The organism is Streptomyces sp. NPDC048254, assembly GCF_043201895.1.
Taxonomy (GTDB): Bacteria; Actinomycetota; Actinomycetes; order Streptomycetales; family Streptomycetaceae; genus Streptomyces.
On sequence record NZ_JBICZJ010000006.1, the window covers coordinates 117845 to 142087 of the forward strand.

Sequence of the window (24243 nt, forward strand, 5' to 3'; positions counted from 1 at the left end):
GTGATACTGCTCCGATGACCGACCTGCCTACCGCCGCGCTTGACTCGTTGTCCGGGCTCGCCTTCGGTGATGCCTTCGGTGACCGCTGGTTCGGCATCCTGCGCCACGAAGGCCAGGCGGCCCTGGAGACACGGATCCTGCCCCCGGAGCCGCTGTGGCGGTGGAGCGACGACACCGCCCAGGCGCTCGTTCTCGTCCGGGAACTCGCCGAGGGCGACGGCACCGTCGACCAGGACCGCCTCGCCCTGCGCCTCGCCGAGGCCTACGCCGACGACACGCACCGCGGCTACGGAGCCTCGATGCACGACGTGCTCCGCCGGATCGGCGCGGGCGAGCCCTGGCAGGAGGTGGTCGCCGGGCAGTTCGGCGGCCAGGGCTCCTGGGGCAATGGCGCGGCCATGCGCGTCGCCCCGCTCGGCGCCTGGCACGCCGCCGACCTCGACGCCGTCGCCGAGCAGGCCGCCCGCCAGAGCGTGGTCTCGCACCACCACCCGGAGGCGGTCGCCGGGGCGGTGGCGGTGGCCCTCGCCGCGGCGCTGGCAACGCGCAGCCGGGGCGGGCCCGCGCCGGCACGTCCGGACTTCCTCCAGGCCATCGCCGCGCGACTCCCCGACAGCGACGTCCGGTCGGGAGTGCGGGTCGCGGCCCGGATGCCGGCCCATACCTCGGTTCGGCACGTCGCGGAGGTCCTGGGCTCCGGCTACCGGATGTCGGGGCCCGACACCGTCCCCTACGCCCTCTGGTGCGCGGCGGGCCACCTCGACGACCTGCACGAGGGCCTGTGGTTCACCGTCGCCGGACGCGGCGACATCGACACCACCTGCGCCATCGCGGGCGGGGTGATCGCCGCTCGTACGGGCGTCGCCGTCCTTCCGCCCACCTGGCACGCAGCCCGTGAACCACTGCCCCCGACCCCGGTCCGGTAGCCCGGTCTTTGCCGCAGGCCTCCGGACCGCCGGCTACAACCCCACGATCTGGTTCCACCGCTTCGCGAAGGCCACGCGTTCGGTCGACGTGATGTCCCGGGCGATGGCGAGGCGCCTGCGCATCGCCGTGTTCGGGAAGATCAGGGGGTTCTCGGCGAGGGCCGCGGTGTCCTTGTCCTTGGAGGCGGCGAGGACCTGCTGGGCCGCGGGGACGGGGCAGACGTAGTTGACCCAGGCGGCCAGTTCGGCGGCCACCTCCGGCTCGTAGTAGTAGTCGACGAGACGTTCCGCGTTGGCCTTGTGGTCGGCCCGGTCCGGGATCATCAGGGAGTCCGACCACAGTTCCGCGCCCTCCTCGGGGACGAGGAAGCGGATGTCGGGGTTGTCGGCCTGGAGCTGGATGACGTCACCGGAGTACGCCTGGCAGGCCAGGACGTCGCCGCTGACCAGGTCCTTGGTGTAGTCGTTGCCGGTGAAGCGGCGGATCTGGCCCCGGGCGACCTGCTTCTCCACCTCGTCGCAGACGTCGTAGAAGTCGTCGGCCGTCCACTTGGTGATGTCCACGCCGTTGCCCTGCATCAGCAGCGCGAACGCCTCGTCGAGGCCGGAGAGCAGGGTCACCCGGCCCTTGAGGTCGCTCGCCCACAGGTCCTTGACGTGCCGGATCTCACGGCCCAGCTTCCTGCGGTTGTACGCGATGCCGGTGATGCCCGACTGCCACGGCACCGTGTACAGGCGGCCCGGGTCGAAGGCGGGCGAACGGAGCAGCGGGTCCAGGAACTTCGCCACGTTCGGCTGGTGGGCGCGGTCCATCTTCTGGACCCAGCCCAGGCGGACGAACCGCGCGCACATCCAGTCGCTGATGACGATCAGGTCCCGGCCGGTGGACTGGTGGTTCATCAGCGCCGGGCTGATCTTGCCGAAGAACTCGTCGTTGTCGTTGATCTCCTCGATGTAGTCGACGGAGATCCCGGTCTGCTTCTCGAAGGCGTCGAGGGTGGGCCGCTTGTTCGGGTTGTCGTCGTCGACGTCGATGTACAGCGGCCAGTTCGCGAAGACCAGCTTCTGGTCCCGGGCGGACAGGTCGGTCACGGTGCGGTCCCCGGCCTTGACGTAGGCGGCGGGCACCCCACAGCCGGCCAGGGCGCCGAGCGCGGCGGTGCCGCCGAGCGCGCGCAGCAGGGAGCGACGGGAGAGCGCGGGCGTTCGAGAAGGATTCTGGGGCACACCCGAAGCATGTCGCGCCCGCCTGTGGCCGGGCAATCGACGCTGCGTCGAGCCGCCTGACGGGGACCGGACACCTTGTCGATGCCCTGGGTCAACACGGCGTTACCTACGGACCCGGGCAGCAAAAGCGCCCCGACAGGGGCGCGGGGCCGTGTCGATGTGCGGCTTCGCCGCGTGGGCGCGACCAGCTCCCACGCGGCGGCACCCGACCTACGACCTACGCGTCCAGCGACGTCATCACATGCTTGATCCGCGTGTAGTCCTCGAACCCGTACCCCGACAGGTCCTTGCCGTACCCGGACTTCTTGAACCCGCCGTGCGGCATCTCCGCGACCAGCGGAATGTGCGTGTTGATCCACACGCAGCCGAAGTCCAGCTTCTTGGACATCCGCATCGCCCGCCCGTGGTCCTTGGTCCACACGGAGGAAGCCAGCGCGTAGTCCACGCCGTTGGCCCACTCGGTGGCCTGGTCCTCGTCCGTGAAGGACTGGACGGTGATGACCGGTCCGAAGACCTCGTTCTGGATGATCTCGTCGTCCTGCTTGAGCCCGGAGACGACGGTCGGGGCGTAGAAGTAGCCCTTGTCGCCGACCCGCTGCCCGCCGGCCTCGACCTTGGCGTGGGCGGGAAGCCGCTCGATGAAGCCGGAGACCTGCTTGAGCTGGTTCGGGTTGTTCAACGGCCCGTACAGCACGTCCTCGTCGTCCGGCTGGCCCGTCTTCGTCTCGGCCGCGACCTTCGCGAGCGCCGCCACGAACTCGTCGTGGATCGACTCCTGCACCAGCACACGCGTCGCCGCCGTACAGTCCTGGCCGGCGTTGAAGAAGCCCGCGACGGAGATGTCCTCGGCGGCCTTGGCGATGGCCGCGCTGTCGAGGTCCTCGAAGACGACGACCGGCGCCTTGCCGCCCAGCTCCAGGTGGACCCGCTTGAGGTCCTTGGACGCGGACTCGGCGACCTGCATGCCGGCGCGCACGGAGCCGGTGATGGAGGCCATCGCCGGAGTCGGGTGCTCGACCATCAGACGGCCGGTGTCACGGTCGCCGGTGACGACGTTGAAGACGCCCTTGGGGAGGATCCCGCCGATGATCTCGGCCATCAGGACGGTCGACGCCGGGGTGGTGTCCGACGGCTTCAGCACGACCGTGTTGCCCGCCGCGATCGCCGGGGCGAACTTCCAGACGGCCATCATCATCGGGTAGTTCCACGGCGCGACCTGCGCGCAGACACCGACCGGCTCGCGGCGGACGATGGAGGTCATCCCCTCCATGTACTCACCGGCCGACCGGCCCTCCAGCATCCGCGCCGCGCCCGCGAAGAAGCGGATCTGGTCGACCATCGGCGGGATCTCCTCGGAGCGGGTGAGCCCGACGGGCTTGCCCGTGTTCTCCACCTCGGCCGCGATGAGGTCCTCGGCGCGCTCCTCGAACGCGTCGGCGATCTTCAGGAGGTACTTCTGGCGCTCGGCGGGCGTGGTGTCCCGCCATGCCGGGAAGGCCGCGGCGGCGGCCGCCATGGCCGCGTCGACGTCCGCCGCCCCGGACAGCGGCGCCGTCGCGTACGCCTCGCCCGTCGCCGGGTTGACCACCTCCGTGGTCCGTCCGTCGGCGGCGTCCCGGAACTCACCGTCGATGTAATTGCGCAGACGACGCAGCTCGGTGCTCACTGCCGGCCCTCCAAGTTCGGGTGTCCATTGACTGAGACACCCACAGTAATCCGAGATCCCACGTTTTCAACACCCCCACGGCCGTCGCGTCTGCGAAATCCGCAATACCAGGTACCTCAAACAACGAATTTCATCGATGCGGCCTTGCGGAACCGTCGAGACGTCGTGCACAGTGAGGTCGTGGCCAGTCGAAGCGCAGACCAGAGGGACTCGTCCCGCGAGTCCAGGAACGGCACCCCCCAGTTGGACGCCGTTTCCCTCGCCATCATCCAGCAGCTCCAGGAGGACGGCCGTCGGCCGTACGCCGCGATCGGCAAGGCCGTCGGCCTGTCGGAGGCGGCCGTGCGCCAGCGCGTCCAGAAGCTGCTGGACCAGGGCGTGATGCAGATCGTCGCCGTCACGGACCCGCTCACCGTGGGCTTCCGCCGACAGGCGATGGTCGGCGTCAACGTCGAGGGCGATGTCGAGTCGATCGCGGACGCGCTGACCGCCATGTCGGAAGTCGAGTACGTGGTGATGACCGCGGGCTCGTTCGACATCCTCGCGGAGATCGTCTGCGAGGACGACGACCACCTGCTGGACGTCATCAACAAACGCATCCGGTCACTGCCCGGAGTGCGCTCCACCGAAAGCTTCGTCTATCTGAAGCTGAAGAAGCAGACCTACATGTGGGGAACCCGATAACCGTGAGCCAGAAGGACCTCAGCAAGACCGCGTACGACCACCTGTGGATGCACTTCACCCGCATGTCCTCGTACGAGAACTCGCCCGTCCCGACCATCGTCCGGGGCGAGGGCACCTACATCTACGACGACAAGGGCAAGCGCTACCTCGACGGTCTCGCGGGCCTGTTCGTGGTCCAGGCCGGTCACGGCCGCGTCGAACTCGCCGAGGCGGCCTTCAAGCAGGCGCAGGAGCTGGCCTTCTTCCCGGTGTGGTCCTACGCCCACCCGAAGGCCGTCGAGCTCGCGGAGCGCCTGGCCCACCACGCCCCCGGCGACCTGAACAAGGTCTTCTTCACCACCGGTGGCGGCGAGGCCGTGGAGACCGCCTGGAAGCTCGCCAAGCAGTACTTCAAGCTGCAGGGCAAGCCGACCAAGTACAAGGTCATCTCCCGCGCGGTCGCCTACCACGGCACCCCGCAGGGCGCCCTGTCCATCACCGGCCTGCCGGCCCTGAAGGCGCCGTTCGAGCCCCTCGTCCCGGGCGCGCACAAGGTGCCGAACACCAACATCTACCGCGCCCCGCTCTTCGGCGACGACCCGGAGGCCTTCGGCCGCTGGGCCGCCGACCAGATCGAGCAGCAGATCCTCTTCGAGGGCCCCGACACCGTCGCCGCGGTCTTCCTGGAGCCCGTGCAGAACGCGGGCGGCTGCTTCCCGCCCCCGCCCGGCTACTTCCAGCGGGTCCGCGAGATCTGCGACCAGTACGACGTGCTGCTCGTCTCCGACGAGGTCATCTGCGCCTTCGGCCGCCTCGGCACGATGTTCGCCTGCGACAAGTTCGACTACGTACCGGACATGATCACCTGCGCCAAGGGCATGACCTCGGGCTACTCCCCGATCGGCGCGTGCATCATCTCCGACAAGCTCGCCGAGCCGTTCTACAAGGGCGACAACACCTTCCTGCACGGCTACACCTTCGGCGGCCACCCGGTGTCGGCGGCGGTGGGTCTGGCCAACCTCGACCTGTTCGAGCGCGAGGGCATCAACCAGCACGTGCTCGACAACGAGAGCGCCTTCCGCTCGACCCTGGAGAAGCTCCACGACCTCCCGATCGTCGGCGACGTCCGCGGCAACGGCTTCTTCTACGGCATCGAGCTGGTGAAGGACAAGGCCACGAAGGAGTCCTTCAACGACGAGGAGACCGAGCGCGTCCTGTACGGCTTCCTCTCCAAGGCCCTGTTCGACAACGGCCTGTACTGCCGTGCCGACGACCGCGGCGACCCGGTCGTCCAGCTCGCCCCGCCGCTGATCTCCAACCAGGAGACCTTCGACGAGATCGAGCAGATCCTGCGCGCCACGCTGACGGAGGCGTGGACGAAGCTCTGATCATCGGATCAGCGGTCCGATCCGGCCCCGGTGCCGTCCGTTCGAGTGAGAACGGCGGCCCGGGGCCGTGTGCTGTCCGGGCTCGGCCGCCGACCTGCCTAGCGTGCACGTGACCGATCGCCCCGGCCTTCGTTCCCCCGGACGGGGGATCGGAGACGGGAAAACGGATCAGAACCGAGGTGTACGCCCATGGAGGCCCCGCCGGACAACGACGTGCTGTGGGCACGCTCCCTGCACTTCTGCCACCCGGACGGCTCGCCCGGTGTCGCCGGTGTCTCGCTCGGCGTACGCGAGGGCGAGATCCTGGCCGTCAGCGGGCCGCGCGGCAGTGGCAAGACCACGCTGCTGAGGTGCCTGTCCGGTCTGGTCCCGGCGCAGCACGGCGAGGTCTGGTTCAACAGCACGGCCGTACACCGCATGGGCCCGCTCACCCGGGAACGGCTCCGCCGCGACCGCTTCGGCTGGATCGACCCGGCGCCGACGCTGGTCCCCGAGCTGAACGTCTGGGAGAACACCGCCCTGCCCCTGATGCTGCGCGGTACCGGCCGCCGCCGGGCCAAGGTGGCCGCACTGGAGTGGCTGGAGCGCCTCGACGTCGGCGACAAGGCCCGCAGCCACCCCGCGGCGCTCCAGCAGGCCGAACGCCAGCGCGTCTGCATCGCCCGCGCCCTCGCCCCCGCCCCCACGGTCCTCTTCGCGGACGAGCCGACGGCACCGCTGCACCGCGCCGACCGCGCCCATGTGCTGCGCACCCTCACCACGGCGGCCCGCTCGCACGGCATCACGGTGGTCCTGGCCACGCACGACGCGGAGACGGCCGCGCTGGCCGACCGCAGGATCTCGCTCCTGGACGGGCGTCGGGTGAACACGGTCCACCTGCCACCGGTCCCCGAAGCGGAGGGCCGGGCCGAGTGCTCGCTCTCCGCCTGACCCGCGCCGCCCACCCGGCCGTCCACCTACGCCGCCTCCTGGTGGCCACGGCGGCCGCCGGCACGGGCTTCCTGCTGCTGTCCGCCCTCGGCTACGCGATGGTCCACCCGACCCACTCCACGGCCGCCCTGCTGCGCCTGTCGTGGTGTGCGATCCCGCTCGCCGCCACGGTGTACCTCGCGATCGCGGTGGCCCGCACCGACCCCGGCACCAAGCCGCGCCCGGGCCTGTCCGCCCTGGGCCTGGGCCCGGCCCGGCTGATGGCCATCGCCGCCCTGAATACAGCCCTGGCCTGCACCCTGGGCTCGCTGCTGGCCCTCCTGGTCTTCCTCCACCTGCGCGGCGACCTCACGGGCATGCCCTTCGACGGCGCGGCGAAGGACTTCCTGGCGGCGAACAGGTCCCTGCCCGTCCCTGCGGCGCTGACCCTCCTGGCCGTGCTCCCGGTGCTCGCGTCCACGGCGGTGGCGGTGACCCTCCGCCCGAGGGACCTGCCGGGCCCGGCGGGCCGGGCGCGCGTCTACGGCCGTTTCGGGGCCTACGACACAAAAGCAGGGCGCGAGACCTTCGGAGCGTACGGCCGCTTCGGCGCCCGCCTCTTCACATCCCCGTCCCGGCCCACAACCCCGTCCCGGCCCACATCGCCGCCCACGGCCGGCCACGCCGCCGAGACGGCACAGGCGGCCGCCGCGCACACCCCCTCCGGGGAGGGCACCCCGCAAGCGCCGGCGAGCGAAACCCCCCTCCCGGCCCCCGCGGACGTTCCTGAGCTGATCGCGGTCACCAAGTCCCCCACCGGCCTCCCCTGGGGCATCGCCGTGCTCGCCGCGGGCCTCGCCGTGGAGTCCTACGCCGGCGCCACCGAAGCCACCCCGGAGACCACCCTCCCCGGCGGCCTGGCCGTAGGCCCCGTCGGGGTCCTGGCCGGCTGGGCCCTCACCGCCCTCGGCCTGATCCTCGCCGCCCCCGGCCTCACCCACCTCTGCGGCCGCCTCCTGCAGACCGCCCGCCCCGGCGCCCTCCGCCTCCTGGCCGGCCGGGTCCTGATGGCGGAGGCCACCCGCATCGGCCGCCCCCTCGGCGTCGTCTGCGCGGTGGCGTCGGCGGCCTTCGCGGCCCTCACGCTCTACGACGACGGCGGCGCCCTCGCCTTCGGTCCCCTCACCACCCTCGGCGGTGCCGTGGTCGCCGGCTGCACGCTGGCCACGCTCCTGACTGCCGCCGTGGAGGCCCGCCAGTCCCGCGCCGGCACCACCCAGGCCCTGCTCCGCCTGGGCGCCCCGGCCACGGTGCTGCGCAGCGCGGCGGCCCTGCGCTCCGGCGCCCTGCTGGCCCTCTTCGTCCCTCTCACCCTGCTGGTCGCCGGCCTCGCCGCGCTGCCCCTCGCGCGCTGAGAGGCCGTACGAAAGTCGCGGCACAAGAGTGCGAACCCACCGATGACTTTCGGACCGTCCCGCGGTCTGTCCCCCCGAACGGCACGACACCCGAGGGAGAGACCCCCATGTACCAGCAGATGATCTTCGTGAACCTGGCCACCAACGACGTCGCCGCGTCGCGGAAGTTCTTCACGGAGCTCGGCTACCCGATCAACCCGCAGTTCAGCACCGACGACTGCTCCTGTGTCGTGATCAGCGACACGATCATCGCGATGCTGCTGAGCAAGCAGCGCTACGCCGACTTCACCAAGAAGGAGATCGCGGACTCGACGAAGACCAGCGAGGTGCTGATCTGTCTGAGTGCGGAGAGCCGCGAGAAGGTCGACGAACTGGTGGAGAAGGCGGTCGCGGCCGGCGGCACGGCGAACGACGACGTCCAGGACCAGGGCTTCATGTACGGCCGCTCCTTCGAGGACCTCGACGGCCACAGCTGGGAGGTCGCGTGGATGGACCCGGCGGCGGTCCAGAGCTGAGCGGCCCGGCCCCGCCCGCTCCTTCACCACGGGGCCCTACGAACAGCTGTGCCAGCATGGGCGGGTGCATCCGACACCCGCCCAGCCTCAGCCCAACCGTGCCGCCCGCGACCGTGAGATCGAGTCCCTCGCCGAGTTCGACGAGGTCGTCGCCGCGCACGGCACGCTCGCCCAGTACCGCGTCCAGGCCGTCGACCTGACGGACCGTACGGACGTCCTGCTCACCACCGACGCCGCCGGCGCCGTCTTCCTCGGCTGCCCGATGTCGGCCGAGGCGGCCGCCCGGGTCCGCGCCTTGGGCGCCCTCGTCTTCCCGCCCGTCCCGGACCTCCCCTTCGACCCCTACCGCGCCTTCGTCTACACGCCCGACGAACTGTTCGACGCGCTCGGCGAGGGCTACGAGGCGACCCCGGACGCCCGTTCGTACGCCTGGTTCCAGGGGACCAAGGCGGACGGCGACATATTCGCCTCGATGCTCCGCTCGATCCATGACGACGCGGTCTCCGACGCGCTCGACGAACTCCTCGTCGACGCCCGGGTGGTGGGCGTCATGGGCGGGCACGCGATGGCGCGCGGTACGCAGGCCTACGCCGGTGCCGCCCGGCTCGGCCGGGAGCTGGCGCGGGCCGGCCTCACGGTGGCGACCGGCGGCGGCCCGGGCGCGATGGAGGCGGCGAACCTGGGCGCGTACGCGGCACCCTTCGACGACGGGATGCTCGACGAGGCGCTGGAACTCCTCGCCAAGGCGCCCTCGTTCCGGCCGTCGATCACCGACTGGGCGCGGGCCGCCTTCGAGGTCCGCGAGCGCTGGCCGGACGGCGGACCCTCGGTGGGCATCCCCACCTGGTTCTACGGCCACGAGCCGCCGAACGCCTTCGCCGCGCACATCGCCAAGTACTTCGCCAACGCCACCCGCGAGGACGGTCTGCTGGCCCGCTCCAACGCAGGTGTGGTGTTCCTGCCGGGCGCCGCCGGGACCGTACAGGAGATCTTCGACAACGCGACGCCCAACTACTACGAGTCACGGGGCGAGCCGACCCCGATGGTGCTCGTGGACGAGGCGCACTGGAGCGAGAGGCTGCCGGCTTGGCAGCTCCTGACCTCGCTTGCCCGGGAGCGGTCCATGGCGTCCCGTATCGCCCTGGTTGACCGGATCGAGCAGGCTTCCGGGGCACTGAAACGTCTCAGCGATTAATAAGCAGGCAAAGTCAACGCCCGTGGACCGCATATGCATTGACACTACTTACGGCACACTTATAGACCTGTGAGCCTCCTGGGGTTGCTGATGCCTCACCTCACGTTGCGTCAACTGCCCCGCAAACCCCCCGCAGTTATGCACCCAGTAAGGACAAACGTGTCCATATCCCGCCGCAGTGCACGTCGTTCCGTGCGCATCCTGGGAGTTGCCGCTGCGTCGGCCGCGCTGACGCTCGGCGTCTCCGGTTCCGCCCTCGCGTGCAACATCTCTGATTTCTCCGCCGAAGCCACCTGCGACGGCGCCAATGGCGTCATTACGGTCACCGACACCGACGCCTCCGGTACTCCGGCCACGATCACCGTCTTCCTCGAGAACAACGGCGGCGACGCGAAGCAGGTCGGCGACGCCCAGACCGTCAAGGGCTCCAAGGAGGGCACGCCGGTCACCTTCTCCGAGGACTGGCAGCCGAACGCGGTGTACCGCGTCCACGTCAAGGTCGACAGCGGCAAGATCCAGATCGACAAGGACATCACGCCGAACCTGACCACCTCGTCCACCGCCTGCAAGGGCGAGGAGAGCGCCAGCCCGTCCCCGTCGGAGTCGGCCACGCCGTCGCCGTCGGAGTCCGCGTCCACCCCGGCCGAGTCCGACTCCCCGACCCCGTCGGCCTCGGAGAGCAGCAGCACCGCCCCGGCGGGTACGTCGGACAACGCCCCGTCCCCGGCGGTCGGTGAGTCGAACCTCGCCGAGACCGGTGCCAACTCGAACACCGGTCTGATCGCCGGCATCGCGGGCGCGCTGGTCGTGGTCGGCGGCGGCGCCGTGTGGTTCGGCATGCGCCGTCGTGGGGCGAACAGCGGAAGCTGACGCACCCGCCTTCGTACACCGCTTTCGTACACCGTCGAGGCCCGTTCCCGTATCCCCGGGGGACGGGCCTCGGCCGTGTCCTGAAGAGCCTCAGTCCAGTACGACGGTCTCCGCCGCGTCGAACTCGACGCCCACCGCGTCCCCGGCCTCCGGCGCCTCCCGCAGCGCGCAGGCCGCCTCCAGGCGCGGGCCGTCCTGGGGCTGGAGGTGGACGGTGACATGGGTGCCCTGGAAAGTGCGGGCGGTCACCGTGCAGGGCAGCCCCGCGTCGGCCGCCACGAGCCGTACCCCCGCGGGCCGTACCAGCACGGTGCGCGGCCCCTGCGGCGCGTTCCCGGGCAGCGGCAGCTTCCCCCAGGGCGTCACCGCGGCCGAGCCCTCGACGGTCGCCGGGACCACGTTGCCGAAGCCGAGGAAGCGCGCCACGAACTCGTCGGCCGGCCGCTGCCAGACATCGAGGGGCGTGCCGGACTGGGCGATCCGGCCGTCCCGCATCACCACCACCCGGTCGGCCAGCGCGAAGGCCTCGCCCTGGTCATGGGTGACCGCGAGCACGGTCGTGCCCAACCGGCCGAACAGCTCCCGCAGTTCGACCACCAGCCGCTCCCGCAGCGAGCGGTCGAGCTGTCCCAGCGGTTCGTCGAGCATCAGCAGCCGGGGCCGGGGCGCCAGCGCCCGCGCGAGCGCCACCCGCTGCTGCTCACCGCCGGAGAGCCCGGCCACCGCCCGCCGGGCGGCCCCCGGCAATCCCACCAGTTCCAGCAACTCGCCGACCCGCTCGGCCTGTTGCCCCTTGCCCGCGCCACGCATCCGGAGTCCGAAGGCCACGTTCCCGCCCACGTCCCGCTGCGGGAACAGCTGATGGTCCTGGAACATCAGCCCGACTCCCCGACGATGGGCCGGTACCCGCGTCCGGTCCTGCCCGTCGAGCAGCACCCGCCCCGCGTCCGGCGGTTGCAGCCCCGCCACCAGCCGCAGCAGCGTCGACTTGCCGCTCCCGCTGGGCCCGAGCACACACACCACCTCGTGCTCGGCGACCTGGAGGTCCACGGCGTCGAGCACGGCCCGCCCGCCGAACCGCACGGTGGCCTGCTCCAGTTCGAGAAGCGGCATCAGAACTCCCCCGTCCGGTCGGTCCGCAGCCGCTCCAGCACCAGCAGCGCCACCGCGCACACCACCATCAGAATCGTGGAAAGGGCCATCGCCTGGCCGTAGTTGAGATCACCGGGGCGGGACAGCAACCGCGCCACGGCCACCGGAAGCGTCGGGTTGTCCGGCCGCGCGATGAACACCGTCGCCCCGAACTCCCCCAGCGACACCGCGAAGGCGAACCCGGCCGCGACCAGCAACGCCCGCCGCACCATCGGCAGATCGACCTCGCGCCACACCCGCCACGGCGAGGCCCCGAGCACGGCCGCCGCCTCCCGCAGCCGTCCGTCCACGGCCCGCAGCACGGGCAGCATGGTCCGCACGACGAACGGCACCCCGACCAGCGCCTGTGCGAGCGGCACCAGGATCCAGGACTGTCTGAGGTCCAGCGGCGGCTTGTCGAGGGCGATCAGGAACCCGAAGCCGACGGTCACCGCGGACACCCCGAGCGGCAGCATCAGCAGCGCGTCGAAGCCCCGCACCAGCCGCCCCGCGTCCCGCCGGGCCAGCGCGGCGGCGGCGAGCCCGCCGATCACCACGGCGATGGCGGTGGCCGCGACGGCGTATTCGAGCGAATTGACCACCGACTGGATCGGCGCGACCAGGAAGGTGCCCCCGTCGGCGTCACCCAGCGCGCGGTAGTAGCCGAACCCCCCGTCGAGCGACCGCCGTACCAGCACGGCCAGCGGCAGCACCAGGAGTACGGCGACGGTGGCGAGGACCCCGCCGAGCAGCGTCCACTGCCCGGCCCCGCGCGGCCGGCGTGCCGTCACCGACGGGTCCACCAGCCGCAGCGCGCTCTCCCGCCGCCGTACCGTCCACGCGTGCACGGCGAGGATCGCACCGACCGCGACGAACTGCACGATCGTGAGGACGGCGGCGGTGGAGAGGTCGAAGATCTCGGAGGTCTGCCGGTAGATCTCCACTTCGAGGGTGGAGAAGGTCGGCCCGCCGAGGATCTGGACCACGCCGAAGGAGGTGAAGGTGAACAGGAAGACCATCAGCGCGGCGGCGGCCACGGCGGGCGCCAGCGCGGGCAGGGTGACCTTCCGCCAGGCGCCCAGCGGCGAGACGCCGAGCATCCGCGCGGCCTCCTCCTGCCGTGGGTCCAGTTGGGCCCACAGCCCGCCCACGGTCCGTACGACGACCGCGTAGTTGAAGAAGACATGCGCGAGCAGGATGGCCCAGACGGTGGTGTCCAGCCGTACGCCCCACAGCCCGTCCAGCAGTCCGCCGCGGCCGACCAGCGCCAGGAACGCCGTACCGACCACCACTGTCGGCAGCACGAACGGCACCGTCACCACGGCCCGCAGCACCTGCTTGCCCGGGAAGTCGAGACGGGCGAAGACGTAGGCGGCCGGCAGCGCCACCAGCAGGGTGAGCGCGGTGGAGGCGAGCGCCTGCCAGGTGGTGAACCACAGGACGTGCCGGATGTCGGACTCGCCGACGACGTCGGCGATCCGCCCGAACCGCCACACCCCGTCGACCTTCAGCCCGCGCGTGACGATCGCCGCGACCGGCCAGGCGAAGAAGACGGCGAAGAACGCGACGGGCACGAGCATCAGCCCGAGCCGCGCCGCGCTCCCGCGCCTGCCGGCTGCCGCGGCTACTTCAGTACGAGTGACGTCCACGTCTTGACCCACTGGTCACGGTTGGCGGCGATCTTGTCGGGCGCCATGGTCTCGGGGTCCTGGGCGGCGGGACCGTACTTCGTGAACTCGGCAGGCACGGCGGCCCCCTTGACCACCGGGTACACGAACATGTTCAACGGCATGTCCTCCTGGAACTCCTTGGAGACCAGGAAGTCGACGAGCGCCTTGCCGCCCTTGGTGTTCTTGGCGTTGCTCAGCAGCCCGGCGAACTCGATCTGCCGGAAGCAGGTGCCGGTCGCCACGCCGGTGGGCGCGGTGCTGGGCTTCGGGTCGGCGTAGATGACCTCGGCGGGCGGGGAGGAGGCGTACGACACGACGAGCGGCCGGTCGCCCTTCGCCTTCCTGCCGCCGGCCGAGCCGGAGAACTCCTCGTTGTAGGCCTGCTCCCAGCCGTCGACGACCTTGACGCCGTTGTCCTTGAGCTTCTTCCAGTAGCCCTGCCAGCCTCCCCCACTCTCGGCTTCGCTCGAGCGGGAGGTGCCCCCATCCCCGTACGCGGCGGCGGAGCCGAGCAGGAAGCCGAGCCCCGGCGAGGAGGTGGCCGCGTTCTCCGTGACGAGGAGGTTCTTGTACTGCGGCTTGACGAGGTCGGCGTAGGAGGTGGGCGGGGTCAGCTTGTGCTTGCTGAAGTAGGCCTTGTCGTAGTTGACGCAGATGTCGCCGTAGTCGATGGGGGTGACCCGGTGCTTGCCCACGTCGAGCTGGTAGTCCGTGCCGACCTGGTCGAGGCCCTTGGCTTCGTACGGCTGGAAGAGACCGTTGTCGAGAGCGCGGGAGAGCAGGGTGTTGTCGACGCCGAAGAAGACGTCGCCCTGCGGGTTGTCCTTGGTCAGGATCGCCTTGTTGACGGCCTGGCCGGCGTCGCCGTCCTTGAGGACCTTCACCTTGTAGCCGGACTGCTTCTCGAAGTCCTGGAGCACGGTCTTGGAGACGGCCCATGAGTCGTGGCTGACCAGGGTGACGGTCTTGGAGTCGGTCCCGGTACCCGACGACGAACACGCGGACAGCGTGACGAGGCCGAGCCCGACGGCCGCGGCCAAGAAGGTCCTTGTGTGCACTGGTGTTTTCCTCCTGGGGTTGACCAGGAAGAGACGCGGCCCTGCCCAGAGGATCTGATCTTCTGGGCAGGGCGCAACAGCTTGAGTGATGACCGAACTTCCTACCCAGAATGACCTGGGCGAGGTTCAGAGGGTCTGCGGCCCGATTGCCGCACTCTCAGCGCTGTGGCGCTCCCCTGTCGGAATATGAAGATGTACCTGCGGCCCTCAGATTACCGCTCGGTGGCCGCGAGCTGACCGCAGGCTCCGTCGATCTCCTGACCACGGGTGTCCCGGACGGTGACGGGCACACCGTGCGCGGCGATGGCCTCGACGAAGGCCTTCTCGTCCTCGGGCCGCGACGCGGTCCACTTCGAACCCGGCGTCGGGTTCAGCGGGATGAGGTTGACGTGCACGGGCTTGCCCTTGAGGAGGCGGCCCAGCCGGTCCCCCCGCCACGCCTGGTCGTTGATGTCGCGGATGAGGGCGTACTCGATCGACAACCGCCGCCCGCTCTTCTCGACGTACTCGAACCCGGCGTCGAGCACCTCGCGCACCTTCCACCGCGTGTTCACGGGGACGAGGGTGTCGCGCAGTTCGTCGTCGGGGGCGTGCAGGGAGATCGCGAGCCGGCACTTGAGTCCCTCGTCGGCCAACCGGTGGATGGCCGGCACGAGTCCGACCGTCGACACGGTGATCCCGCGCTGCGAGAGACCCAGCCCGTCCGGGGCCGGGTCGGTCAGCGCCCGGATGGCGGTGACGACCCGCTTGTAGTTGGCGAGGGGCTCGCCCATGCCCATGAACACGATGTTGGACAGCCGCGCCGGACCGCCGGGCACCTCCCCGTCCCGCAGCGCCCGCATCCCGTCCACGATCTGGTGGACGATCTCCGCGGTGGACAGGTTCCGGTCGAGGCCCGCCTGCCCGGTCGCGCAGAACGGGCAGTTCATCCCGCACCCCGCCTGCGAGCTGATGCACATGGTCACCCGGTCCGGGTAGCGCATCAGCACGGACTCGACGAGCGTGCCGTCGAACAGCCGCCACAGCGTCTTGCGGGTGGTGCCCTCGTCCGTCGACAGATGCCGTACGACGGTCATCAGCTCGGGGAACAGCGCGTCCCGCAGCCGGTCCCGGGAGCCGGCCGGGATGTCCGTCCACTGGTCGGGGTCGTGCGCGTAGCGCGCGAAGTAGTGCTGCGCGAGCTGCTTGGCACGGAACGGCTTCTCACCGATCTCGGCCACCGCGTCCTTGCGCTCGGCAGGCGTGAGATCGGCAAGATGCCGCGGCGGCTTCTTGGCTCCGCGCGGCGCGACAAAAGTAAGTTCTCCGGGCTTAGGCATGGCTGTACCAGTGTCGCAGATCCAATTGGGTGACCTGGGGCTGCGGCTCGCGACGACTGTCGTTAGTAGTCGCTACCAGTCGTGACTGAACGGCTTCGGACGGCCCGGAGACGGCCCAGCCGAGGGAGCTGCGCGCCCCGACCGAGCTGCCGGGGTCGTCGTTGCGGTCCACTTACGCGGAGTCGACCGTCCATAGCGGATCCAAATCGACGGGCGTCTCCCCGCCGGGCCTGTGGGACCCCGGCCGTCCGTTACCAACACGTCCCACAGAGGTTTTTCCCCTTTGTCCCGATGGGCACACGGTCAGTGAGACCCCACGGAGGTACCGAGATGAGCGCCGGAGAACGGGCCAAGGCAAAGGCAGAACAGATCGTCGGAAAGACCGTGCGGAAGGCGGCCCACGCGGTGCACAAAGAAACCCTCGCAGCAAAAGGCGCCGCTCTCGAAACACGGGGCAAGATGCGGGGCGCGAAAGAACAGGCCAGGGGCTCCTTCAAGCACTGAGCGCACTACCCGTCAGATCCAATCGGGTGGCCTGCGACCGTCGCTCCGGACGGCCGTCGTCGACCGCGCCAAAGTTGACCCATGCGGGAGATCGCGTACGCCGTGAGCGTCCTCAATACCGCAAGCGTGCCTTGCCGCCCTCGATAAGGAGGAAGAATCGGTCGACCGTGTCACCGCCGGTGACCGGCACGAGCGTGAGCCCGAGGTCGATGATCGGCTTGAGGGTCATTGCCGTCCGGCTTCCGTCGGGATCCGGCCCCTTTACCGCGGCCCTGGCTTCGAAGAGCGGCCGGACCGGTTCCCAGCCCGGGCCGGGGCTGAAGTCGCAAGAGAAAAGCGGGCATGTCCACTCCGTAGACCGTGAGTGTGCCCACCAGTTCGTCGCCGTGTATGAGACGCCATGCGTCGATCACAGTTGCCCCCGCCGAGTGAGCGAAGCCTCAGCGGCACCCTATCGGCCGACCGGGGTGGAGACCGGGTAGGTCGGTGTCCTCCCGGTCACCACGTCACGGGCAGGGTGCGCGGGCCGCGGATCAGGCCCTGGCGCTGGAACTCGACCTCCTCGGCAGGCACGGCCAGGCGGATGCCGGGGAAGCGGGTGAGGACCGAGCCGATCATGATCTCGGCCTCCATACGGGCCATGATGGCGGCCATGCAGTGGTGGGGACCGTGCCCGAAGGCCAGGTGGGGGCCGTTGGTGCGGTCGAAGTCCAGGTCGTCGGGGTCGGGGAAGACCTCGGGGTCGCGGTTGGCGGCGACATACGCGTTGTAGATGACCTCACCGGCCCGGATCAGCCGGCCGCCGACCTCGACGTCCTCGATGGCGACCCGCGGGATGCCGACACCGTTGCGGTGCGGGACGTAGCGGAAGAGTTCGTCCACGGCCTTGGGGAGCAGCTCCGGCTCGCGGCGCAGCCGCTCCAGGTGACGGGGGTGGGTGAGCAGCGCGTACATCATCGAGCCGCTGTTGTTGCGGACCGCGTGACCGCCGCTGACCTGGATGGCGGTGGCCAGCGAGATCGCCTCGTCGCCGGTGATCTCGCCGGCCTCGGTGGCCAGCGCCAGCACTCCGGCGAGGTCCTCGCGGGGCTCCTCGCGGCGGTGCTGGAGCAGTTCGGCGATCCGGGCCCGGGTGGTCCGGGCGGCCTCCTTGGCGCGCTCCTCGGAGTCGGCGCCGGCGGACAGCAGGGCCTCGCCGGTCGCCGCCCAGCGGTGCCAGTCCTTCTCGTCGACGCCGAGGAAGTCACGGATGACGGCGATCGGGAAGGGGCCGTGCAGATGCTCCATGAGGTCGGCCGGTGGCCCGGCGGCCGCCATCACGTCGAGCATTTCGGCGGCCCTGCGCTCGGCCATCGGCCGCAGCCGCTGCATGGCCCGCCCGGTGAATGCGCGGGCGACGACCCGGCGCAGCCGGTTGTGCCGGGGCGGGTCGATGTACTGCAGGCCCGCCGTCTGCGAGGCCACGGGCTCCGGACGCATGCTGGTGACGTCGCGGCCGACGACCTGTTCCCGGGAGAAGCGGGGGTCGGAGGTGACGAAGCGGCAGTCCTCGTACCGGGTGATCAGCCAGGCGTGCCCCTCGCCGTGCGCGAGCTTGATCCGGGTGACCGGTTCGTCGCGCAGCATCTCGTCGAGAAACGGGTCGGGGTCGAGGGCGGGTAGATCGTCGACGGGCCAGAACCGCACCGGAGGCGGCGGGGTCGGGGTCGGGGTGGAGGCCGGGGCCGGGTCTAGGGGCATGGGCACACTCCCTGCGCGTCAGAGGACACACAGCGTCCTCACAGGGAGTCTGCCTCCCACCGTACCGACCATGCGATTTGTGCTGCGCCATCCGGGGCCGACAAGCCGACGAGCCCCCGCCCTGCAAAGGACGGGGGCTCGACTACGACAGGTGCGGGTCAGCCGCTGCCGACGAAGAGCACCATGAGCAGCCACACCACAGGAGCCGTCGGCAGCAGGGAGTCCAAGCGGTCCATGATGCCGCCGTGGCCCGGGAGCAGTGTGCCCATGTCCTTGATGCCCAGGTCCCGCTTGATCATGGACTCGCCGAGGTCGCCGAGGGTGGCGCTGGCCGCGACCGCGAGGCCCAGGAGCAGGCCCTGCCACCAGGTGCCGTCGTCGATCAGGAACTGCATGCACAGCGCGCCCGCGGCCATGGCGAACAGCACCGCGCCGACCAGGCCCTCGCGGGTCTTGCCGGGACTGATGCGCGGGGCGAGCTTGTGGGTGCCGAAGCGCCAGCCGACCGCGTAGGCGCCGGTGTCGCTGACCACCGTGAGGAGGAGGAAGGTGATCACCCGGCGGGGGCCGTCGTCGGCGGTGAGCATCATCGAGACGAAGGTCGCCAGGAACGGGACGTAGAACGCCGCGAAGAGGCCCGCCGTGACGTCCCTGAGATAGCCCTCCGGCGGTTCCGTCATCCGCCAGACCAGGACCGCGAGCCCGGTGAGTGCCAGGGCGACCCAGGCACCCTCGGCACCGCGGGCGTAGCCGGCGACCACCATCGCCGCGCCGCCCAGTGCCAGCGGGACCAGGGGCGCCTTGATGCCCTTGCGCTCCTGGAGCCGGCTGGTCAGCTCCCACAGGCCCACCACGACCGCGACCGCGACCACGCCGACGAAGACGGCCTTGACGACGAACAGGGACGCCACGATCACGACGCCCAGTCCGACGCCGACCCCTATGGCCGCACCCAGGTCCCGGCCCGCGCTCTTCTTCTGCGGCGCGGGCGCCGGCTGCGGGGCGTCGGGCATGGGCTCCGGATTCTGCGGCGCCGCCGCATGGGGCAGAGGCTGCGCCGACGAGGTGTCGTTGCGGTACGTGCCGTCGCGGGACGTACCGTCCTGGAACGTCTCGTCTCGGAACAGGGGGCCGCTCAGCCGAGCGGCCCCCCGGTCGTCGTCCTGGTCTCCGCCGTACGGTGGTGCGTCGTCGGGCACGATGGGCATGGGGCGAGTCTGCTGCGCGTCATGCGCATCGTACGCGGGACCCGCCGGGGCGGCTCCCTGGACATGCCCCTGGTCATAGCCATGGGCATAGCCGTGGTCGTACCCCTGGCCGGGGGCATGGTCGTACCCCTGACCGCGGCCGGAACCGTCGGCGTACCCCTGGCCCTGGACCGGACCCTGGTCGTACCCCTGGCCGGTGCCCTGATCGGTCGGACCCCAGTACCCGGCCGGTGATCCGGCCTGCCCGGCCTGCGGACCGGCGTGCGGCGGCGCTCCCCAGGATGAGTCGTTCATCAGACTTCGAGAAGCTCCGCTTCCTTGTGCTTGAGGAGCTCGTCCACCTGCGCGACGTACTTCGCGGTGGTGTCGTCGAGCTCCTTCTCGGCGCGACGGCCCTCGTCCTCGCCGACCTCGCCGTCCTTGATCAGCTTGTCGATGGCGTCCTTGGCCTTGCGGCGGACGGAGCGGATGGAGACCTTGGAGTCCTCCGCCTTGCCCTTGGCGACCTTGATGTAGTCGCGGCGGCGCTCCTCGGTGAGCTCCGGGAACACCACACGGATGATGTTGCCGTCGTTGCTCGGGTTGACGCCCAGGTCCGAGTCGCGGATCGCCTGCTCGATGTTGCGCAGCGCGGTCTTGTCGAACGGGGTCACGACCGCCATGCGCGGTTCCGGTACGGAGAACGAGGCCAGCTGGTTGATCGGCGTCGGCGCGCCGTAGTAGTCGGCCACGATCTTGTTGAACATCGCCGGGTGCGCACGGCCGGTGCGGATCGCGGCGAAGTCCTCCTTGGCGACCACGACGGCCTTCTCCATCTTCTCCTCGGCCTCGAGGAGGGTCTCTTCGATCACCACTTGCTCCTGCGTGTCTTGAGTAAGGCCCGGCTGCGGTTCCTGTGCGGGCGGCGGCCGGCTGCGTCGCGTCTTGTTTCCTGCACGGTTCCCGACCGGCAGGACATTGTCCATCCCCCGGTCAGGGTGCGTCAGGCGGTGCCGGTCAGGCCCGGCCGCCCTGGTCACCCACCAGCGTGCCGATCTTCTCACCCTTGACGGCCCGCGCGATATTGCCCTCCACGAGCAGCTCGAACACCAGGATCGGCAGCTTGTTGTCGCGGCAGAGCGTGATCGCCGTGGCGTCGGCGACCTTCAGCTCGCGGGTGATGACCTCGCCGTAGCCGAGGGAGTCGAACTTGACGGCGTCGGGGTTTTTCTTCGGGTCGGAGTCGTAGACCCCGTCCACGCCGTTCTTGCCCATGAGCAGCGCCTCGGCGTCGATCTCCAGGGCGCGCTGGGCGGCGGTGGTGTCGGTGGAGAAGTACGGCATGCCCATACCGGCGCCGAAGATGACCACGCGGCCCTTCTCCAGGTGGCGCACGGCGCGCAGCGGGATGTACGGCTCGGCGACCTGGCCCATGGTGATCGCGGTCTGCACCCGGCTGTCGATGCCCTCCTTCTCCAGGAAGTCCTGGAGGGCGAGGCAGTTCATCACGGTGCCGAGCATGCCCATGTAGTCCGAGCGGGCCCGGTCCATGCCGCGCTGCTGGAGCTCGGCGCCGCGGAAGAAGTTGCCGCCGCCGATGACGACGGCGACCTCGGCGCCGTCGCGGACGACGGCCGCGATCTCACGGGCGATCTTGTGTACCACGTCGGGGTCCACGCCCAGGCCGCCGCCACCGGCGAACGCCTCTCCGGACAGCTTCAGCAGAAACCGGCCGCGTACTTTGCCGTCGTCGCTCTTCTGAGCCTTGGTGGTCATGGAGATCCCGCCTCTTTCACGTGGTGCACATACGAAGAAGGCCATTGCCGGTGGGGTCGCTTTTCGCTGCCCATGCGCGGCAATGGCCTCCTCGTCAGATCTGCTGCCGTCCGTCACGACCCTGGGTCTGGCCGGGTACCCGGACGACTGCTGTCGACCGACCCTACCGGGATTTCCCCGCGGGTCGCGCGTCGATCGCGGTACGGACTCAGATGCCGACCTTGATGCGCGTGAAGCGCTTCAGGGTGACACCGGCCTCGTCCAGAACCTTCTGGACCGACTTCTTGTTGTCGAGCGCGTACGGCTGGCCGAGCAGCGTGGCGTCCTTGAAGAAGCCGTTCAGACGACCCTCGACGATCTTCGGGAGCGCGGCCTCGGGCTTGCCCTCGGCGCGGGTGGTCTCCTCGGCGATACGACGCTCGGACTCGACGACGTCGGCCGGCACGTCCTCCTTGGAGAGGTACTTCGGCGCGAAGGCGGCGATGTGCTGGGCGACGCCCTTGGCGATCGCAGCAGCCTCATCGGTCTGCTTGTCGAGCTCGACCAGGACACCGATCTGCGGGGGCAGGTCGGGCATCGTGCGGTGCATGTACGCGAGCACGAAACCGTCGGCGTACTGCGCGAAGCGGTCCAGGACGATCTTCTCGCCGAGGTTGGCGTTGGCCTCGTCCACGAACGCCTGGACGGTCTTGCCCGGCTCGATCTCGGAGGCGAGCAGGGCGTCCAGGTCCGCGTAGGTGGACTTGGCGACGTGCTCGGCGATGGCGTTGGCGGCGGCCTGGAACTTCTCGCCCTTGGCGACGAAGTCCGTCTCGCACTTCAGCTCGACGAGGACGCCGGAGGAGTTGTCGTCGGCGATGATCGAGACCACGGCGCCGTTCTCGGCGGAGCGGCCCTCGCGCTTGGCGACGCCCTTCTGGCCCTTGATACGGAGCGCCTCGACAGCCTTGTCGACATCGCCCTCGGCCTCGTCCAGGGCCTTCTTGCAGTCCATCATGCCGGCGCCGGTGAGCTCGCGGAGCTTCTTGACGTCAGCGGCGGTGTAGTTCGCCATGAGTCTGTAAGTCTTTCTCGAAGTCTGGAAGATCGAAGATCTGCGCGTCTGCGATCCACATGCATCCCATGTGTGGATTCCACCTGTAGGGGTGGATCGCGGACCGTTGGCTGACCTACGGGTGAACGGTGGGGGCGGACTTCATCGCACCGCCCCCACCGTCAACGCTTCACCGGACGGTCAGGCCTGCTCGGCGTCCGCGGCCGGAGCCTCGGCGGCGGGGGCCTCGGCGGCCGGAGCCTCGACAGCGGCCTCGGCGGCAGCCGGCGCCTCGGCCTGCTCGGCGTCGGCGACCTTCTCGGTCTCGGCAGAGGTCTGGACCTCGGCCTCGTCCGTCTTCTTCTCGCCCTCGAGCAGGTCGCGCTCCCACTCGGCGAGCGGCTCGCCGGCGGCCTTCTCGCCCTTGTCACCGGTGGCGACACGGGAACGGGAGATGAGGCCCTCGGCGACCGCGTCGGCGATCACGCGGGTGAGCAGGGTGACGGAGCGGATCGCGTCGTCGTTGCCCGGGATCTTGTAGTCGACCTCGTCGGGGTCGCAGTTGGTGTCGAGGATGGCGACGACCGGGATGTTGAGCTTCCGGGCCTCACCGACCGCGATGTGCTCCTTCTTGGTGTCCACGATCCAGACGGCGCTGGGCACCTTGGACATCTCGCGGATACCACCGAGGGTCTTCTCCAGCTTGGCCTTCTCGCGCGAGAGCACGAGAAGCTCCTTCTTGGTGAGACCCGACGCGGCGACGTCCTCGAAGTCGATCTGCTCGAGCTCCTTGAGGCGCTGCAGACGCTTGTAGACGGTCGAGAAGTTGGTGAGCATGCCGCCCAGCCAGCGCTGGTTGACGAAGGGCATGCCGACGCGGGTGGCCTGCTCGGCGATGGCCTCCTGCGCCTGCTTCTTCGTGCCGACGAACATGACCGTGCCGCCGTGGGCGACGGTCTCCTTGACGAACTCGTAGGCGCGGTCGATGTACGACAGCGACTGGAGCAGGTCGATGATGTAGATGCCGTTGCGCTCCGTGAAGATGAAGCGCTTCATCTTCGGGTTCCAACGACGGGTCTGGTGACCGAAGTGGACGCCGCTCTCCAGCAGCTCCCGCATCGTGACGACGGCCATGGCCGTATCTCCTTGAATTTCTCGGTTGTGCCGCGGGTACCGGACGGCTCCCGCGCCTGACGCCCGTTTGCGCTGTGCCACGAAGGACCGAGAAGCGCTGACCCGGATCGTTTTACTGACCTGGTGTCGGGGCGTGCGAAGTCGACCCGGTGACCCGGATCGCCAAAGGAAGTGTACGGGACCCGCGAGGTACCGGGTGACGCCGCTGTCCACAACCGGTGAGTAATCCACAGGTACCGGCCATGATCGGCGGTTTGCGGGACGGTTCGGTCATGTGGGCGATGCGACGAACGATGCGGTGGACGTGGGCGGCGACGGTGCCGCTGCTCCTGGCGGTGACCGGGACCTGGGCCTGGCCCTGGAGCCGGGCGGTGGCCTGGGCGGAGGATCCCCCGCCCCCTCCCGCGACGGTCCCGGCGATCGGCCGCGCCTGGCCGGTGGGGGGACGGCCGCCGGTCCTGCGGGGCTGGGAGCCGCCGGCGACGGTGTACGGCCCCGGGCACCGCGGGGTCGATCTGGGCACCGCGCCCGGCGCTGAGGTGCGGGCGGTGGCGGCGGGCCGGGTCTCCTTCGCGGGGCGGGTGGCCGGGCGGGGCGTGGTGTCGGTGCTGCTCGCCGGGACGGATCTCCGCACGACGTACGAACCGGTGACGGCGCAGGTGAGGAAGGGGGAGGAAGTGACGGCGGGGCAGGTGGTGGGCACGGTGGAGCGGCCGGGTGCGCACTGTGGTGCGCGTGCGTGTGTGCACTGGGGGCTGCTCAGGGGAGACGTGTACGTGGACCCGTTGCTGCTGTTGCCGCCGTGGTTGCTGAACGGGGGTCCGTCGAGACTGCTGCCGGTGCTGGGGGTGCCGCTGCCGGAGGGGTGACTGCGGAGGAGGGGACGCACGTGCGGGTGAGTGGGGGCTGGTCGCGCA

At 70.2% G+C, this 24243-nt stretch carries 22 protein-coding genes and 1 riboswitch; of the genes, 10 read left to right on the forward strand and 12 right to left on the reverse strand.

Features of this window, described 5'->3' with window-relative positions; all coding sequences use genetic code 11:
- The first annotated feature begins 14 nt into the window (after nucleotides 1-14).
- Complete coding sequence (locus tag ACGFZQ_RS18575; protein WP_393841283.1) at nucleotides 15-926, forward strand: ADP-ribosylglycohydrolase family protein; 912 nt, start codon at nucleotides 15-17, stop codon at nucleotides 924-926.
- Nucleotides 927-959: 33 nt separating this feature from the next.
- Here the strand turns inward: ACGFZQ_RS18575 and ACGFZQ_RS18580 are convergent, their stop codons facing one another.
- The gene (locus ACGFZQ_RS18580) at nucleotides 960-2153 is read right to left on the reverse strand and encodes a PotD/PotF family extracellular solute-binding protein (RefSeq protein WP_393841284.1); all 1194 of its coding nucleotides are present in this window, start codon (nucleotides 2151-2153) and stop codon (nucleotides 960-962) included.
- 217 nt (nucleotides 2154-2370) lie between these two features.
- Nucleotides 2371-3819, reverse strand: coding sequence for a gamma-aminobutyraldehyde dehydrogenase (locus tag ACGFZQ_RS18585; RefSeq protein ID WP_382539882.1), 1449 nt, complete (start codon nucleotides 3817-3819; stop codon nucleotides 2371-2373).
- A gap of 165 nt (nucleotides 3820-3984) precedes the next feature.
- Between ACGFZQ_RS18585 and ACGFZQ_RS18590 the strand changes: the two genes are divergently transcribed.
- The 7 genes from ACGFZQ_RS18590 to ACGFZQ_RS18620 all read left to right on the forward strand — a co-directional run bounded on the left by ACGFZQ_RS18590 (nucleotide 3985) and on the right by ACGFZQ_RS18620 (nucleotide 10774).
- The gene (locus tag ACGFZQ_RS18590; protein ID WP_351712472.1) at nucleotides 3985-4503 is read left to right on the forward strand and encodes an Lrp/AsnC family transcriptional regulator; all 519 of its coding nucleotides are present in this window, start codon (nucleotides 3985-3987) and stop codon (nucleotides 4501-4503) included.
- Nucleotides 4488-5870: an aspartate aminotransferase family protein gene (locus tag ACGFZQ_RS18595; protein ID WP_351739261.1), complete on the forward strand. Its 1383-nt coding sequence runs from the start codon at nucleotides 4488-4490 to the stop codon at nucleotides 5868-5870. The genes ACGFZQ_RS18590 and ACGFZQ_RS18595 overlap by 16 nt, the downstream gene beginning before the upstream one ends.
- Before the next feature lie 189 nt (nucleotides 5871-6059).
- Nucleotides 6060-6800, forward strand: a complete 741-nt coding sequence (locus ACGFZQ_RS18600) for an ABC transporter ATP-binding protein (protein WP_393841285.1) — start codon at nucleotides 6060-6062, stop codon at nucleotides 6798-6800.
- Nucleotides 6782-8194, forward strand: coding sequence for a hypothetical protein (locus tag ACGFZQ_RS18605; RefSeq protein ID WP_393841286.1), 1413 nt, complete (start codon nucleotides 6782-6784; stop codon nucleotides 8192-8194). The genes ACGFZQ_RS18600 and ACGFZQ_RS18605 overlap by 19 nt, the downstream gene beginning before the upstream one ends.
- A 107-nt stretch (nucleotides 8195-8301) precedes the next feature.
- Nucleotides 8302-8709, forward strand: coding sequence for a VOC family protein (locus ACGFZQ_RS18610; protein ID WP_393841287.1), 408 nt, complete (start codon nucleotides 8302-8304; stop codon nucleotides 8707-8709).
- Nucleotides 8710-8773: 64 nt separating this feature from the next.
- A complete protein-coding gene (locus ACGFZQ_RS18615; protein WP_393841288.1) occupies nucleotides 8774-9904 on the forward strand; it encodes an LOG family protein in 1131 nt (376 codons plus the stop codon).
- Nucleotides 9905-10042: 138 nt separating this feature from the next.
- Complete coding sequence (locus ACGFZQ_RS18620; RefSeq protein ID WP_351739275.1) at nucleotides 10043-10774, forward strand: LAETG motif-containing sortase-dependent surface protein; 732 nt, start codon at nucleotides 10043-10045, stop codon at nucleotides 10772-10774.
- Nucleotides 10775-10864: 90 nt separating this feature from the next.
- On the opposite strand, the gene ACGFZQ_RS18625 is transcribed toward ACGFZQ_RS18620, so the two are convergent.
- The 4 genes from ACGFZQ_RS18625 to rlmN all read right to left on the reverse strand — a co-directional run bounded on the left by ACGFZQ_RS18625 (nucleotide 10865) and on the right by rlmN (nucleotide 15952).
- Nucleotides 10865-11887, reverse strand: coding sequence for an ABC transporter ATP-binding protein (locus ACGFZQ_RS18625; protein WP_351739278.1), 1023 nt, complete (start codon nucleotides 11885-11887; stop codon nucleotides 10865-10867).
- Nucleotides 11887-13485: an ABC transporter permease gene (locus ACGFZQ_RS18630; RefSeq protein WP_393841289.1), complete on the reverse strand. Its 1599-nt coding sequence runs from the start codon at nucleotides 13483-13485 to the stop codon at nucleotides 11887-11889. Before ACGFZQ_RS18630 ends, ACGFZQ_RS18625 begins: the two co-directional genes overlap by 1 nt.
- Before the next feature lie 44 nt (nucleotides 13486-13529).
- On the reverse strand, nucleotides 13530-14633 hold the full coding sequence (locus ACGFZQ_RS18635) for a thiamine ABC transporter substrate binding subunit (RefSeq protein ID WP_393841290.1): 1104 nt from the start codon (nucleotides 14631-14633) through the stop codon (nucleotides 13530-13532).
- Between the two features lie 80 nt (nucleotides 14634-14713).
- Nucleotides 14714-14821, reverse strand: a riboswitch (TPP riboswitch).
- Nucleotides 14822-14845: 24 nt separating this feature from the next.
- Nucleotides 14846-15952 (reverse strand): 23S rRNA (adenine(2503)-C(2))-methyltransferase RlmN, encoded by a 1107-nt coding sequence (gene rlmN, locus ACGFZQ_RS18640; RefSeq protein ID WP_393841291.1) that lies wholly within the window; start codon nucleotides 15950-15952, stop codon nucleotides 14846-14848.
- 330 nt (nucleotides 15953-16282) lie between these two features.
- Between rlmN and ACGFZQ_RS18645 the strand changes: the two genes are divergently transcribed.
- Nucleotides 16283-16456 (forward strand): hypothetical protein, encoded by a 174-nt coding sequence (locus ACGFZQ_RS18645; RefSeq protein WP_393841292.1) that lies wholly within the window; start codon nucleotides 16283-16285, stop codon nucleotides 16454-16456.
- Nucleotides 16457-16954: 498 nt separating this feature from the next.
- Here the strand turns inward: ACGFZQ_RS18645 and ACGFZQ_RS18650 are convergent, their stop codons facing one another.
- From ACGFZQ_RS18650 to rpsB, 6 genes are all read right to left on the reverse strand, one after another.
- Nucleotides 16955-18196: a cytochrome P450 gene (locus tag ACGFZQ_RS18650; protein ID WP_393841293.1), complete on the reverse strand. Its 1242-nt coding sequence runs from the start codon at nucleotides 18194-18196 to the stop codon at nucleotides 16955-16957.
- A 158-nt stretch (nucleotides 18197-18354) separates the two neighbouring features.
- Nucleotides 18355-19698: a phosphatidate cytidylyltransferase gene (locus ACGFZQ_RS18655; RefSeq protein WP_393841294.1), complete on the reverse strand. Its 1344-nt coding sequence runs from the start codon at nucleotides 19696-19698 to the stop codon at nucleotides 18355-18357.
- The gene (gene frr, locus ACGFZQ_RS18660) at nucleotides 19698-20255 is read right to left on the reverse strand and encodes a ribosome recycling factor (protein WP_089098486.1); all 558 of its coding nucleotides are present in this window, start codon (nucleotides 20253-20255) and stop codon (nucleotides 19698-19700) included. The genes ACGFZQ_RS18655 and frr overlap by 1 nt, the downstream gene beginning before the upstream one ends.
- A 145-nt stretch (nucleotides 20256-20400) precedes the next feature.
- Nucleotides 20401-21159: a UMP kinase gene (gene pyrH / locus ACGFZQ_RS18665; protein WP_362572195.1), complete on the reverse strand. Its 759-nt coding sequence runs from the start codon at nucleotides 21157-21159 to the stop codon at nucleotides 20401-20403.
- Nucleotides 21160-21367: 208 nt separating this feature from the next.
- On the reverse strand, nucleotides 21368-22213 hold the full coding sequence (gene tsf / locus ACGFZQ_RS18670; protein WP_393841295.1) for a translation elongation factor Ts: 846 nt from the start codon (nucleotides 22211-22213) through the stop codon (nucleotides 21368-21370).
- 180 nt (nucleotides 22214-22393) lie between these two features.
- Complete coding sequence (rpsB, locus tag ACGFZQ_RS18675) at nucleotides 22394-23326, reverse strand: 30S ribosomal protein S2 (RefSeq protein ID WP_393841296.1); 933 nt, start codon at nucleotides 23324-23326, stop codon at nucleotides 22394-22396.
- 293 nt (nucleotides 23327-23619) lie between these two features.
- Here rpsB and ACGFZQ_RS18680 point away from each other — a divergent pair, with 293 nt between their 5' ends.
- Nucleotides 23620-24195, forward strand: coding sequence for a murein hydrolase activator EnvC family protein (locus ACGFZQ_RS18680; RefSeq protein WP_393841508.1), 576 nt, complete (start codon nucleotides 23620-23622; stop codon nucleotides 24193-24195).
- Nucleotides 24196-24243 lie beyond the last annotated feature (48 nt).

Excerpts from the sequence above, each read along its gene's own strand:
- ACGFZQ_RS18600 (WP_393841285.1), top strand. The coding sequence starts at position 6,060 with ATGGAGGCCCCGCCGGACAACGACGTGCTGTGGGCACGCTCCCTGCAC.
- tsf (WP_393841295.1), bottom strand. The coding sequence starts at position 22,213 with ATGGCGAACTACACCGCCGCTGACGTCAAGAAGCTCCGCGAGCTCACC.
- ACGFZQ_RS18650 (WP_393841293.1), bottom strand. The coding sequence starts at position 18,196 with ATGCCCCTAGACCCGGCCCCGGCCTCCACCCCGACCCCGACCCCGCCG.
- ACGFZQ_RS18620 (WP_351739275.1), top strand. The coding sequence starts at position 10,043 with ATGCACCCAGTAAGGACAAACGTGTCCATATCCCGCCGCAGTGCACGT.
- ACGFZQ_RS18655 (WP_393841294.1), bottom strand. The coding sequence starts at position 19,698 with ATGAACGACTCATCCTGGGGAGCGCCGCCGCACGCCGGTCCGCAGGCC.
- ACGFZQ_RS18680 (WP_393841508.1), top strand. The coding sequence starts at position 23,620 with ATGCGGTGGACGTGGGCGGCGACGGTGCCGCTGCTCCTGGCGGTGACC.
- ACGFZQ_RS18625 (WP_351739278.1), bottom strand. The coding sequence starts at position 11,887 with ATGCCGCTTCTCGAACTGGAGCAGGCCACCGTGCGGTTCGGCGGGCGG.
- ACGFZQ_RS18575 (WP_393841283.1), top strand. The coding sequence starts at position 15 with ATGACCGACCTGCCTACCGCCGCGCTTGACTCGTTGTCCGGGCTCGCC.
- rpsB (WP_393841296.1), bottom strand. The coding sequence starts at position 23,326 with ATGGCCGTCGTCACGATGCGGGAGCTGCTGGAGAGCGGCGTCCACTTC.
- pyrH (WP_362572195.1), bottom strand. The coding sequence starts at position 21,159 with ATGACCACCAAGGCTCAGAAGAGCGACGACGGCAAAGTACGCGGCCGG.
- rlmN (WP_393841291.1), bottom strand. The coding sequence starts at position 15,952 with ATGCCTAAGCCCGGAGAACTTACTTTTGTCGCGCCGCGCGGAGCCAAG.
- ACGFZQ_RS18645 (WP_393841292.1), top strand. The coding sequence starts at position 16,283 with ATGAGCGCCGGAGAACGGGCCAAGGCAAAGGCAGAACAGATCGTCGGA.
- ACGFZQ_RS18630 (WP_393841289.1), bottom strand. The coding sequence starts at position 13,485 with ATGCTCGTGCCCGTCGCGTTCTTCGCCGTCTTCTTCGCCTGGCCGGTC.
- ACGFZQ_RS18610 (WP_393841287.1), top strand. The coding sequence starts at position 8,302 with ATGTACCAGCAGATGATCTTCGTGAACCTGGCCACCAACGACGTCGCC.